We start from the raw sequence: 13,286 nt of genomic DNA, 5'->3' as shown, positions 1-13,286 counted from the left end.
TTGAACATCATGCGTAAAAGTAGCGTTGTGGATGTTAACATCCTATACGGTAGAGGCGAAGTGGACACGCCTGTAAGAATAAGGATTGCCTGACTTGTCGGGTGGAAACTTAAATATCAAACTTCTTAAATAGAACCGTCAGGTTCTTAGAAGCCACCTACCTTTAGGTGGGTGGTAGTTCACAATAAAAACAAGGTGATGCAGTATGGAAAGAAAAGACAACATTATTACATACGTAAGATTCTTGGGACATCTTTCTTTTAGAAAGATGCCATTCAATGAAATAGATGCACTTATATTCAGTATGCTTACATATTTTGACTGGAACAGCATCGTCTCTTCTAATGAAAAGACGATCTCATTACAAGATGCCTACAATGAACTGCTTTATCTAGAAGTAGGAAACGTAGAATATGAACAATTGCGCATTGTTAAAAATGAAGAAGCACGCGATGTTTTCCTGATGGAAGATAAGCCCAAAAGAAAACCACATAACAATGCAAAAAGCCATGAAAGAGAACTTCTCCATGAGATGGCAGTAAGTGAACGTTTTAAGAATATCAAGCTGAGTCATTTTGTAGATGAAAGTGATTATGAACAAGCCAAGCAGTTTGCGGCTATACATATACAATATGCACCATTCTCTACTTTTATTGCCTTCAGAGGAACAGATGATACGCTCGTAGGATGGAAAGAAAACTGGACGATGATCTACAAGGAACCAGTAGCAGGACAAGTAAGAGCCGTAAAGTATGTAGAACAGACTACAAGAAAATCATGGCGTCAATATTTTATGCATTATAAGCTAGGAGGACATTCTAAAGGGGGAAACTTAGCTATCTATGCGGCTTTTCATATCAATGAAAAATATTTAAAGAAGATTGATGACATCTTCAACTTTGATGGACCAGGATTCAGATCTCCCTTTGAAGAAAGTGAAAGATATTATCTCATAAAAGATCGTATTCATAGCTATACACCATACTTCTCTTTAATAGGAATGGCTCTTGATCATTATCGTAAAGATAAGACCGTCCAAAGCTTTGCGGATGGTCTCTCTCAACATGATGGCTACACCTGGATTGTCAATGGTTCATCATTTCTTCTTACCAATAAAAGAGATCTAGAAAGCCAGCGTGTAGAAAAGACATTTAAGACATGGGTTCACTCTATTCCTGTAGATGAAAGAGAAACATTTGTAGAAGTACTATTTGAAGTATTAGAGAAAGCCAACATTGTCACGATGACAGACTTCTTAAATATGAATGTGCCAAACATTGCGGCTATATTGAAATCAATGATTACTATCTCTTCAGATAAAAGAGATCTGATCTTAAAAATACTGATGATGCTTTATCAGGAAAATCATAAGATCAAAAAGCAGAAACTGAAATAAGCGTTCGCTTTGCGTCATCACATACTTTTGTATATAATGGGGCAAGGAGAGAAATATGAAGAAAAAAGGATTATTTTTATTATTAATTATATCGTTTAATTTAGCTGCGAGCTATGCGCATCCGATTACCCCAACTTATTTTAAATGGCTACATCTCGATAATGCCATGTTTGGAATGGCTTATGCGATGATGTCATTTGGCATGTTCATCTCATCTCCATTCTGGGGAAAGATGACATACGTATTGCAGTCAAAGACCGTCATGGCCTACGGCAGTATTGGCTATGCGATCGGACAGCTGCTGTTTAGTATCGGTAGAACATCCTCATTTATACTGGCTGCAAGACTTATTGCGGGTCTATCGTGTGGAGCGTTCTTTGTCGGTTCTTTGACATATATTGCCGAACATTCTCGACCAGAGGAAAGAGGGGCGCTATTGACGCTTAATGCTACTATTCAGACAGTAGCTGGTGCTATTGGCTATTTTGTTGGTGGATTGCTTGGAGAAGTGAGTCTTTTCATGTCCTTTGCGATTCAGATTCTTCAGCTTGCATTGACAGGATTGGCCTTCTTCTTATTAAGTCATGAAACCAAAGAAGAAAAGTTCCATCTTGGTGTATTAAAAGAATCCAACCCCTTTTGTGCATTCATGAATGCGAAACTATTTATGAATAAGACATTTGCATTATTATTCATGATGAGTGTTCTAGTCTTCATGGGCTATACCTCACTAGATCAGAGCTTCAACTATTATCTAAAAGATATCTTCCATTTAACAAGTCGCTATAATGGACTTATTAAAGGAAGTGTAGGGCTCATGTCACTTGTTGCCAATATGACCATCGGTCTTTATATTATGCGTCATACTCGCATTTCTAAAAGCAATAGTCTCTTACTTTTAGCGAGCAGTATTTCCCTGGCAATAATTCTGATGGTAAAAAATGTCTTGCTATTTATAATGATTGTCATGATATTTTATGGGTTCTATGCTATTATCATTCCTGTAGAACAAAATATGATTACCAGTTTATCAAAAAAGGAATCAAGAAATCTTGTTCTTGGCTTTTATCAGGCTATAAAATCATTGGGAATGATTCTTGGTTCTTCCATCGCTGGATTGATCTATACTCAAAATCCAATGAATCCTTTTCTATTTGCGTTGATTGCCTTTATGGGATCACTTATTATATCCATGTTATTTAAGGAGAAGAAGTATTATGAATGATGATATTATTGCAGCTGTTGCGACATCTCGATTAGAAGCTGCTATTTCTATTATTCGCTTATCAGGTACCGGAGTGATTGATTTTGTACAGTCGTTCTTTACTGGTAAGATCAAGGATAAGAAGACACAGACAATTACTTACGGATATATCGTTGATGGGGATGAAAAAGTAGATGAAGTTCTTGTCAGCATCTATCGTGGTAAACATACTTTCACTGGTGAAGAGATGGTAGAAATCAATTGTCACGGTGGTGTCTTTATCACTAGAAAAGTATTGAATCTTTGTTTAAACAAGGGTGCAAGAATGGCTGAAAGAGGGGAGTTCTCAAAACGTGCTTTCCTTAATGGAAGAATTGATTTATCTCAGGCTGAAGCAATCAGCGATATGGTTACTGCCAACAATGATGAAGCATCTAAATTAGCATTAAAAGGAATTCAGGGAAATATTTCTCATTTCATCAAGGATCTAAAAGAAGATCTTATTCAGATCATTACTTCAATCGAAATCAATATTGATTATCCTGAATATGATGATGTAGAAATCATGACAGCTGAAACACTCTTACCCAAATCTGTTTCTTTAAGAGAAAAGATGAATAAGATAATCTCGAAATCACAGAATGTCTCATTAATGAAAGATGGTATTTCAACAGTTATTGTCGGTAAACCTAATGTTGGAAAATCATCATTATTAAATGCATTATTAGAAGAAGAAAAAGCAATTGTTACTGATATCGCTGGTACAACGAGAGATATTGTTGAAGGCAGCATTCGTCTTGGCAACATTGTTCTTAATATGATCGATACAGCCGGTATTCATGATACCGAAGAAATGATTGAAAAGATGGGGGTTGAAAAATCTTTATCTTTAATCAATAAAGCAGACCTTGTCCTTGTCGTATTGGATGGTTCTCGTCCACTAGAAGATGAAGACATGATGATTCTTGATAAAACCAAAGATACAAATCGTATTATCATTATCAATAAGTCAGATCAGGGATGTGTCATTGAAGAAGAAGGTATTCACATCAGTGCTAAGGAAGCACATATTGATGAACTTGTAGACTATATCAAAGATTCCTTTGATTTTTCTTCTATCAATGGAGAAGATGCTGAAGTATTAGCTAACCAGCGTCAGCTTGAACTGCTGATGAATGCCTCTAAAGCATTAGATCGCAGTATTGATGCTATGAAAGCATCAATACCTGTTGATCTTATTGTAGAAGATCTCTATGACTCATGGAATAATCTAAAAGAGATTCTTGGTGAACAGGCTAAAGAAGATCTTCTAGATGAATTATTCTCAAGATTTTGTGTAGGCAAGTAAAAAAGTATTAATTTTATAGTGAAGGGCAAAGCAAGTGATTACCTTGCTTTGCCCTTTTTTCTGGTTACTTTCAAAAAAGCAGCGATTATTACAAGACTGTAATATTATATCTATGATGTATAAATATGGTATGATAAAGTTCAATTAAATGATATTCTATGGATGATCCCTTTACAATTTGTACGAATAATGTAGGGTAAGAAAAGAAATACTCTTCTATACTAAAATAAACTAAAAGAAAGGAGGAAGTTCAAATGAATATAATTAAATCGTTTAACAGTACGATTGATTATCTTGAAACAGTTCTTGATGATAAGATTGATGAAAAGAAAGTAACTCAGCTTTCTGGATATTCTTATTCTATGTTCAGTCGTTTGTTTTCTATTTTGACTGAAATGACGCTTTCAGAATATTTGAGAAGCAGAAGATTGACAGAAGCTGCTGTAATATTAAGAAATACAAATGAAAAAATTATTGATATTGCATTCAGATTTGGATATGAATCATCGGATTCATTTGGGACAGCTTTTAAGAATTATCATGGATTTACTCCTTCTGAAGTAAGAAACGGAAAACCGTTTAAATTAGTTTCACGAGTGCAATTAGCACTAAGTGTAAGAGGAGGAAGAAGCATGAACATTACAATTCAAAAGAAAAAAGCATTTACAGTTGCAGGGTTAAATGAACAAAGCATCAATTCATCATTATGTCCAAGTGTTTGGGATAAGCTATATGAAAAATATAGCTACGATGAACTTGCAAGCTTAGGAAGTGGTGAAATCGTAGGTGTTTGTCACGATGTCGAAAGTCCAAATACAATAAACTATATGGCAGCTTACATCGTTAATGATGTAAACAAAGCTAGAAGTATGGGCTTAGAGGTTTTGGAAGTTGAAGAAACAGAGTATGCTGTTGTAGAGTTAATAGGCACTGTTCCGGAGTGCATTCATAACGGATGGAAATATGCGATGGAAGTTTTCTTTCCTGAGCATGGTTATGTTCATTCAGGAAAACCTGACTTTGAATATTATTATGAAGGTGATATGAACAGTAAAGACTACAAAATGGAACTTTGGATTCCGATATGTAAATCATAATGAAAGGTGCCTAAGCACCTTTTTCTAATACAAGACATTCATAAAAAGATGATTTATTGAGTTTTTAGGATGTTTTATTTATAATTACTGAGTAAATGAGGTAAGAACTATGCCAAAGATGAAATATGAAAATATATATAAAGATCTAAAGGAGAAGATTGAAACAGGTGTTTATCCTGGTCAGACTTTTATTCCTTCAGAGAATCAGTTGGTGAATGTCTACGGATGTTCAAGAAACACAGTAAGAAGAGCTATTAGAGAATTGAGTGCAGAAGGTTATCTGCAATCACAGAAGGGACGCGGGGTCTTTGTGATCTATCAGCCAATCAGTAGAGCGAATTATCTGATCGGTGGTATTGAGACGTTTAAGGATTCAGCTAAACGAAATCATCTTGAAGCTAAGACGAAGGTGATTGTATTTGAGGAAATCAAGGCGGATGAAAATATATCAAGACAAAGTGGTTTTCCTGTAGGAAGTGATCTTTATCTTATTACGAAGATCAGATATCTTGATGGCAAGCCATTGATTCTAGATATCAATATGTTCTTAAAGGATGTTGTTAAGGGACTGACAAAAGAGATTGTGGAAGATTCTACTTATAGCTATCTTGAAGAACAATTGGGTGTTTCAATTATGACAAGTAAGCGTACGATGAGCGTGGAAAGAAGAACGGAAGTTGATGAGCGCTATCTTGAACTTAATGACTATAATTGTATGGCAGTCATTACAGGACAGGTTTATACAAAGGATGGTACTCTTTTTGAATTTACTCAATCACGACATCGTCCTGATTATTTTTGTTTTGAAGATATTGCGACAAGAAAATAAAAAAAGCCCCTCCATATGGAGGGGTTTTAGTTATACAGCAGTACGTGCATCAAATGCAGTCTGGAAGTGAATAGCTATATATGATAATTCGTAGCTGTTGAACGATTTATTAAAATGTCTTTTTACAATATCATTCATGATATGCGCACATTCATAAGATTTCTTATATTTCTGTACGGTCTGCATCAATGGGTTATCAGTAATCTGACGGTCTTCTTCAAGTCTATCAATAGCAGGATAGAAGTGAAGACTCATGCCTCTTACGAACTTTTCGTTTTCACGTAGATTATATCCTAACTTAATACGAATAGTATCCAATGTTTCATCCATGATATTTTCAATTTCCTGATCGACGATATCAAATTCGGCATCGAATCCAAGATCAAGGATTGTCATATCAGCAAGATACATTGCGGTATTGTAAAGATCTGATTCAGATAATTCAATTTCATAGTGTTTGCATAAATCATTGATGATTTCTTTAGCAATAGGATATGTATAGAGATCTTTACATTGTTCAAGCTGAGAATGGCTTGTATGAATATAGTTATCTGAAAGAGCTCTTGTAATTGATAGTGAAAGATGCACGGATAGATTATTGATGATTTCTTCTGAAACTGTTAAATGATTTTTGTTTGCATAATCATTAACAACTTTTGTAACGTGAGTTTTAATATGTTCAAGCTTTTTTTCTAAAGTATTGGCCATTAATAAAATACCTCTTTTCGTGTGTTATTTCACGTGCATATCTTATATGTTTTGATATCATTTGTCTAGTAGAAAATCAATTTTTTGTATGCGTTTTCACCAATATAATGTATAATCCATGTATTTTGAAAGTAAATTTATTTAAAAAAGAGGGTGTATTTGCATCATTCTAGTTTATAGGTTGTAATTTAAAATTAAGTATGATAATATTGTAACAAATAGAGGTGCAAGGACTATGAGTTCAATATTATATGGATGCAACCAGATATTGAAGGAGGAGGATTGCCGAAGAGATGAGAATTTGCATGTTCTGATTATCTGGTAAAATAGAGAATATCTATTTTATTGTCACAAGGCTATATGCTTGTGGAGGGCTATTGGTGAACTTATATAGGATAAGTACAGGCAATAGCATACGCTATTGCTTTTTTAGTAGAGAGGAGGATCACCATGAAGAAAGGTGTACTAACAAGAATTGAAGCAGATGAAAAGGTCATTCAGGTAAGAATGGATAATGTAGAAAAGAATTCATTATTTGTGGCAGATATCTTTAAGACTTTTTCAAAACACGGGGTTAATATCGATATGATTTCTTCAGTCAACTTTGTAGAAGAATTGCGTATTGATTTTACTTGTGAAGAGGATAGCCAGAAACAGTTGAATGAAGCTATTCAGGAAGTGAATGACAATCACCCAAGAATTTCTATCCATACCTATAAGAATGTAGGTAAGCTAGTCGTTGAAGGAGAAGCTATGAGAGATGAACCAGGTGTCGCTGCAGAAATCTTTGACATCTTTGGACAAAATCAGATCCCATTCTCTCAGGTGACTACAAGTGAAATTTCTATTTCGTTTGTATTACACTCAAAATATATCGCCAAGGCGTTAGAGAAAATTAAGGAGGCTATTGAATAATGGCAATATTTGAAGGTAGTGCTGTCGCTATGATCTTACCAATGCATGAAGATGGCAGCATTGATTATGAAGGATTTAAAAAGCATGTACAAAGAATGATTGATGCTGGAGTACAGGCTGTACTTGTAAATGGTACAACCGGTGAACCGGCAACTATTCTTTGGGAAGATGAAATGGAATTAACTAAGATTGCAGTTGAAATGTGTAAAGGCACAAAGACAAAAGTTATTGCTGGAGGAGGTTCTAACAATACTGAAGTCGCTATCCAGAAAGCAAAGTTTAATGCGGAAGTAGGAGCAGATGCAAACTTAGTTGTTACTCCTTACTATAATAAGACAAGTCAGAGAGGGCTTATTGAACATTATAAGTTAATTAGTGAAGCAGCTCCTGAATTGCCAATGATTCTTTATAATGTACCAGGAAGAACTGGTATGAAGATCACAGTTGATACAGTTGTAGAACTTGCAAAAGTTCCTAACATTGTCGCAATGAAAGATGCAACTGATGATATCAACTATGCAATGGAAGTATTGACAAGAACAAGAGATATGGACTTTGATCTATATTCTGGATGTGATGATAATATTCTTCCATTTATCGCAGCTGGTGGTAAAGGTGTTATTTCAGTATTATCTAATGTTTATCCAAGAGAAACTGAAATGTTTGCACAGCTTTGCTTAAAAGGAGATTTAGAAAAAGCTAGAGAAATGGCTTTAGATTTCAATGATGTATCAAAGTACTTATTCATTGATACAAATCCAATTATGCCTAAGGCAGCATTAAAACATAAGGGACTTATTGATTCAGAAATGTTAAGAAGACCACTTATTCCAACTACTGATGAAAATAAGAAACTATTATTTGATGCAATGGAAGCGTTTGAAAGAAAGGGGTACTAGGATGAAGACAGTTGTATATGGCTATGGTGTCATGGGGAAAAAGGTTGTTAATGCAGTAAATGAAGATAATAATCTTGAACTTGTTGGAGTTGTTTCCCCAGTATTTGATCAAGATCCAGGAGTAGCTAGCTATAAGAGTTTAAAAGAAGTGAAAGGGGATGTTGAAGCTATTATCGACTTTTCACATCCTGCTAATCTAGATGATATTCTTTCATTTGCATTAGAACATAAGGTTCCAGTTGTTCTTGCAACTACTGGATTTAAAGATGAAGATATGAAAAAAATTGAAGATGCATCAAAAGTAATTCCAATCTTCCAGTCTTATAACACAAGCTATGGGGTGGCTATGTTAAATAAGATGGTAAGAGAATTTACTAAGGAATTCTTTGCACATAACTATGATGTAGAAATCTTGGAAGCACATCATCATAGAAAAATTGATGCACCATCAGGTACAGCTAAGATGCTTTATGATTCTGCTGCTATGTCAATTGAAGGAGCACATGCAGTATATGATCGTGAATCAAGACATCAGGCTAGAGAAAGAAATGAAATCGGTATGCAGTCAATTCGTGCTGGGACAATTTACGGAGAACATACTGTCCTATACGGAGGAGATGACGAATTGATTGAAATTAAGCATACTGCTTTATCAAGAGATATTTTTGCGAAAGGCGCTGTTTCAGCGATGAATGCTTTATTAAAGAAAGAAGCAGGCCTTTATGATTTAAGTACACTATACGAATAAGGAGAACAAGAGATGGTTTTACAAACAAGTTTTGCAGAGATTAGAGGTAATGATTTATATATTGATAATGTAAAGGCGAGTGATCTTGCAAAGAAATATGGGACGCCTTTATATGTTATGAGTGAAGGGCATATTCGTCATCAGATGAATGAGCTCAAAGAAAAATTTATGGATAAATATGATAAGGCGTTACCTTTATTTGCGTCAAAATCTTTTAGTTGTTTAGCCATCTATAAACTTGCACAGGAATATGGCATCGGTATTGATTGCGTGTCTGCAGGAGAAATCAGTATTGCCTTAAAAGCAGGATTTGATCCTAAGAAGATCTACTTCCATGGCAATAATAAATTGCCATCAGAAATTGAATATGCGATTAGTCATGGCATTAATCATTTTGTAATTGATAACTTCAATGAAATTGATCTTGTAGAAAAGATTGCGGGAGAATTAAATGAGAAGGTCTATGCAACACTACGTGTTGTACCTGGTATCAAGGCTGGCGGACATAACTTTATTCAGACTGGTCATAAGGATACAAAGTTTGGTTTCTCTTCTCATTTTGGAATCTACTTGAAAGCTATTGAACAGATTGTAAACAGTGAAAATATTGTATTTGAAGGTTTACATGCACACATTGGATCTCAGGTATTTGATCTTTACGCTTACATTAGCGCAATGCAGAAATTCATGGGCTTCGTTGATGAAATCTATGATAAATTTGGAATTGTTGTGTCAAAAGTAAACGCTGGTGGTGGTTATGGTATCGCCTATAACAAGAAAGATGAACCATTGGACTTTGAGACAATCACTTCTGAGATCATGAAGGTCATCAATGGACATTATGATGAAAGAGGCTGGGATAGACCTGCCGTATTGATTGAACCTGGTCGTTATGTAGTTGGAAATGCTGGAATTACTTTATATACTGTAGGTACAATTAAAGAAATTCCTGACGTTAGAACATATGTTTCTATTGATGGTGGTATGTCCGATAATATCCGTACTGCATTATATGATGCTGAATACGATGGAATCGTTGCCAACAAGGCAGGAGAAACGAAGACTAAGACAGTCACAATTGCCGGTAAATGCTGTGAATCAGGTGATATTATTGCGAAAGATCTACCTGTAACTGCTAATATTGAAGCAGGAGATATTTTTGCAGTATTCTCCACTGGTGCTTATAATTATACAATGTCATCAAATTACAATCAGCTTCCTAAGCCTGCTGTTGTATTTACTTATGAAGGTAAATCAAAGACAGTAGTAAGAAGACAGACTTTTGAAGACTTGATTGCTTATGATGTAGAAGAAAACTATTAGGACATGATTAATCATGTCCTTCTTTTCTAGGAGGAAAATTTATGTACAAAATCATTTCAGATAGTTCATGCGATTTAACAATTGAGGCTGCTAAAGCATACGATGTAGAAGTTGTTCCCTTCTATATTCGTATTGGAGAAAAAGAATACAAAGAGAATGTGAATCTTAGTGTTAAAGAGTTCTATCAGTTTATGGTTGACCATAAAGATGAATTTCCTAAGACATCTACACCTTCTATTGAAGATTACACAACTGTCTTTAAGAAATATCTTGATCAGGAAATAGATATCATCTGTATCTGTATTACAAGTAAATTCTCAGGATCATATAATAGTGCGAGATTAGCTAAGGAATCATTAGAAGATGATTATCCTGATCGTAAGATTACCGTTATTGACTGCACATTCAATACAGTCCTTCAAGGAACATATGTTAGAGAAGCTGCTAAGCTTTCTAAAGAAGTAGATTATGATGAATGTGTTGAACGTATTATGAAAGTAAGGGATACAGGAAGAATATTCTTTACTGTAGGAAGCTTTGATTATCTTATTCATGGAGGAAGAATCGGAAAGGTTGCAGGTGTTGCAGCTAAAACATTGGGGATTAAACCATTGATTGTTCTTAAAGAAGGAGAAATCTTTGCGGATGGTGTTGCAAGAGGAAGAAAAAGAAGTATCAAGAAAGTTATTGAAAATGCAATTAAGCATATGGAAAACAATCAGATTGATCCTTCTGATTATGTCTTTAGCGTAGGCTACGGCTACGATGAAGAAGAAGGAAAACAAGTCTTAAATCTTGTAAAAGAGACACTTTCATCTCACTATCCACAATCTTCCATTGATATTTCATTATTGCCAATTGGTGCTACAATTGGTGTCCATACTGGACCATATCCTATTGGAATGACACTTATCAAGAAACCATAAAGATGCTGACTCAGTAAGGAATATTTAAAAGTTGGCTATAAAGCACACTATCGTATTAGAGTCGATAATTTGAATAACTATAAGCAAAATCAATGTATGACATTTAAGAATAAAGTGAACGAGAATAATTCATATGGAACAATGGCACAAGTTATATTAAGCCCTGCAACGGGCGCATCCATTGGCGTACTTGCTGCAGCAGTAAGTGTTGGATTAGCTCCCGCAGTTATAATGGGAATGGCTGTTTTAGAAGCAAAAGCTGGGTATAAATTAGTTAGTGCATTACAGAAGTGTGTTAAATTTGCAAAAGAAGCTGTCAATTACTATGATAAAATCAAATTATATGGGGTTAAATTATGAATCAAATGATAAAAGAAAAATCAAATCAAAAAGATAATGAGAAAAAACGTTTAAAAGTTCTTTATGTTTTACTAGCTGTTTATTTCATTTATGATGCATTTCTTATCATAAATGATCAATTTTTACTTGTCCCAGGTGCTGTACCTATGTTCATTTTAGGTTTACTTACTATTGTGCTTGTGATCTATGCAATTGGTGTGGTCGCTATCCCATATGTTGTCGATAGAGTTAAAAAAAGGAATGATTAATTTTAATCATTCCCTTTTTTTATGAGATATAACGTTTTAAGAAATTCTTTACAGTCATTTCATAGAGCTGAGGATTTGTCTGATAGCTTTGAGCGTGTCCTGCTCCTTCTACAATCAAGAGATCCTTCTCACTTGCACAGGCATTATAAAGTTCATAAGCCATATAAGGTTTTACGTATTTATCTTGATCACCGTGGATAAATAAAGTTGGAATCTTTGTTTTCTTGACCTGCTTTAAGGCACTTGCCTCTTCAATATCAAAACCGATTGCTTTCTTGCTTACACGTTTGGCATTAGGTATAAGCAGGAATGGGGGAATATCTTTTTCGTGAAGAACATCCTTGAACTCATCGAGAGCGCTAGTGTAGGCACAATCGGAGATGATGCATTTGACATCCTGACTGAGTGTTTCCCCACCCGTCATAAGTACAGTGGCCCCACCCATGGAAATGCCATGGAGGACGATCTGGAGTGGCTGGAAGTTAAAGTGCTGCTGGATTTCATGGATCCATTCCATGATATCTAGACGATCTAGCCAGCCAAAGCCGACGTATTCTCCTTCGCTATCGCCGTGGGCGCGATTGTTTGGCATAAGAATGTGGTAGTTGAGGTTGTGATAGAATTTGAGGAAGTGCGCGAATTCTCTGAAGTTGGTTGAATGGTATCCGTGTACGAGGATGACCACTTTATTGCTTGGGGTGTTGGCAGGAAGGAATTTTCCTTTTAGGGTCAGGTCATCGAAGGTTGTGATGGATAGGTCTTCAAATTCTACCTGTCTTAAAAAATCAAGATCGCCTTTTCGTATGCTTCTATGATTAATGATTTCTTTTTTTGTAGCTGCATTTTTTAAGGCGTGATAGCCTGCATAATAATAGGTTGCTAATCCTCCAAGAAGAAGAGCACCAATACAGATTTTTGTATCGTTTTTCATGATAGGTTCCTCCTAATAATATGATTATATCAAGTGAACTACCACCCACCTAAAGGTAGGTGGCTTCTAAGAACCTGACGGTTCTATTTAAGAAGTTTGATATTTAAGTTTCCACCCGACAAGTCAGGCAATCCTTATTCTTACAGGCGTGTCCACTTCGCCTCTACCGTATAGGATGTTAACATCCACAACGCTACTTTTACGCATGATGTTCAATGCGCCATTAACATCCGCATTGATTATTTTCCCGCTTGCGGTTTTATATTGCCCTCTGTGTATTCTTTTGCCGCTAAACTGATATTCTCTTGGATTATCAGCATTGTAAACAGGAATGTCATCTCTATCCCAGAATGA

15 protein-coding genes and 1 riboswitch are annotated in these 13,286 nt (G+C 35.3%); of the genes, 12 read left to right on the top strand and 3 right to left on the bottom strand.

Going from position 1 to position 13,286, the window contains the following annotated elements:
• Positions 1-205 precede the first annotated feature (205 nt).
• The 5 genes from T513_RS0108125 (at position 206) to treR (ending at position 5,874) form a co-directional block, all read left to right on the top strand.
• Complete coding sequence (locus T513_RS0108125; RefSeq protein WP_031589717.1) at positions 206-1,396, top strand: Mbeg1-like protein; 1,191 nt, start codon at positions 206-208, stop codon at positions 1,394-1,396.
• Between the two features lie 55 nt (positions 1,397-1,451).
• Complete coding sequence (locus T513_RS0108120) at positions 1,452-2,621, top strand: MFS transporter (protein ID WP_029070843.1); 1,170 nt, start codon at positions 1,452-1,454, stop codon at positions 2,619-2,621.
• On the top strand, positions 2,614-3,948 hold the full coding sequence (gene mnmE, locus T513_RS0108115) for a tRNA uridine-5-carboxymethylaminomethyl(34) synthesis GTPase MnmE (RefSeq protein ID WP_031589716.1): 1,335 nt from the start codon (positions 2,614-2,616) through the stop codon (positions 3,946-3,948). The genes T513_RS0108120 and mnmE overlap by 8 nt, the downstream gene beginning before the upstream one ends.
• Positions 3,949-4,202: 254 nt before the next feature.
• Entirely contained in the window at positions 4,203-5,045 is an 843-nt protein-coding gene (locus T513_RS0108110) for an AraC family transcriptional regulator (protein ID WP_031589715.1), read from the top strand.
• A gap of 109 nt (positions 5,046-5,154) precedes the next feature.
• Entirely contained in the window at positions 5,155-5,874 is a 720-nt protein-coding gene (gene treR, locus T513_RS0108105) for a trehalose operon repressor (protein WP_029070885.1), read from the top strand.
• Between the two features lie 30 nt (positions 5,875-5,904).
• Here treR and T513_RS0108100 read toward each other — a convergent pair whose 3' ends face one another.
• The gene (locus T513_RS0108100; RefSeq protein WP_029072621.1) at positions 5,905-6,582 is read right to left on the bottom strand and encodes a PRD domain-containing protein; all 678 of its coding nucleotides are present in this window, start codon (positions 6,580-6,582) and stop codon (positions 5,905-5,907) included.
• A 211-nt stretch (positions 6,583-6,793) separates the two neighbouring features.
• A riboswitch (Lysine riboswitch) is annotated at positions 6,794-6,967 on the top strand.
• 65 nt (positions 6,968-7,032) lie between these two features.
• Between T513_RS0108100 and T513_RS0108095 the strand changes: the two genes are divergently transcribed.
• The 7 genes from T513_RS0108095 to T513_RS0108065 all read left to right on the top strand — a co-directional run bounded on the left by T513_RS0108095 (position 7,033) and on the right by T513_RS0108065 (position 12,001).
• Positions 7,033-7,497 carry an ACT domain-containing protein gene (locus tag T513_RS0108095; protein WP_029070887.1) on the top strand — a complete coding sequence of 155 codons (465 nt, stop codon included), beginning with the start codon at positions 7,033-7,035 and terminating at the stop codon, positions 7,495-7,497.
• Positions 7,497-8,396 (top strand): 4-hydroxy-tetrahydrodipicolinate synthase, encoded by a 900-nt coding sequence (gene dapA / locus T513_RS0108090; protein WP_029070888.1) that lies wholly within the window; start codon positions 7,497-7,499, stop codon positions 8,394-8,396. Before T513_RS0108095 ends, dapA begins: the two co-directional genes overlap by 1 nt.
• A 1-nt stretch (position 8,397) precedes the next feature.
• Positions 8,398-9,144 (top strand): 4-hydroxy-tetrahydrodipicolinate reductase, encoded by a 747-nt coding sequence (gene dapB, locus T513_RS0108085; RefSeq protein WP_029072623.1) that lies wholly within the window; start codon positions 8,398-8,400, stop codon positions 9,142-9,144.
• A 12-nt stretch (positions 9,145-9,156) separates the two neighbouring features.
• Positions 9,157-10,467: a diaminopimelate decarboxylase gene (gene lysA / locus T513_RS0108080; RefSeq protein ID WP_031589714.1), complete on the top strand. Its 1,311-nt coding sequence runs from the start codon at positions 9,157-9,159 to the stop codon at positions 10,465-10,467.
• 41 nt (positions 10,468-10,508) lie between these two features.
• A complete protein-coding gene (locus T513_RS0108075) occupies positions 10,509-11,393 on the top strand; it encodes a DegV family protein (protein ID WP_029070891.1) in 885 nt (294 codons plus the stop codon).
• Positions 11,394-11,462: 69 nt separating this feature from the next.
• The gene (locus tag T513_RS0108070; protein WP_031589712.1) at positions 11,463-11,753 is read left to right on the top strand and encodes a hypothetical protein; all 291 of its coding nucleotides are present in this window, start codon (positions 11,463-11,465) and stop codon (positions 11,751-11,753) included.
• On the top strand, positions 11,750-12,001 hold the full coding sequence (locus tag T513_RS0108065; protein WP_031589711.1) for a hypothetical protein: 252 nt from the start codon (positions 11,750-11,752) through the stop codon (positions 11,999-12,001). Before T513_RS0108070 ends, T513_RS0108065 begins: the two co-directional genes overlap by 4 nt.
• A 19-nt stretch (positions 12,002-12,020) precedes the next feature.
• On the opposite strand, the gene T513_RS0108060 is transcribed toward T513_RS0108065, so the two are convergent.
• Both T513_RS0108060 and T513_RS0108055 read right to left on the bottom strand, forming a co-directional pair.
• Positions 12,021-12,932 carry an alpha/beta hydrolase gene (locus T513_RS0108060; protein ID WP_031589710.1) on the bottom strand — a complete coding sequence of 304 codons (912 nt, stop codon included), beginning with the start codon at positions 12,930-12,932 and terminating at the stop codon, positions 12,021-12,023.
• A 123-nt stretch (positions 12,933-13,055) separates the two neighbouring features.
• The coding region (locus tag T513_RS0108055; protein ID WP_202961739.1) for a transposase at positions 13,056-13,286 on the bottom strand (231 nt) is incomplete at its 5' end.

It is taken from the genome of Kandleria vitulina DSM 20405, assembly GCF_000702065.1.
GTDB classification, from domain to species: domain Bacteria; phylum Bacillota_I; class Bacilli_A; order Erysipelotrichales; family Coprobacillaceae; genus Kandleria; species Kandleria vitulina.
The sequence above is the reverse complement of the archived record's forward strand: the minus strand, read 5'-3'. Positions and strand labels throughout refer to the sequence as shown.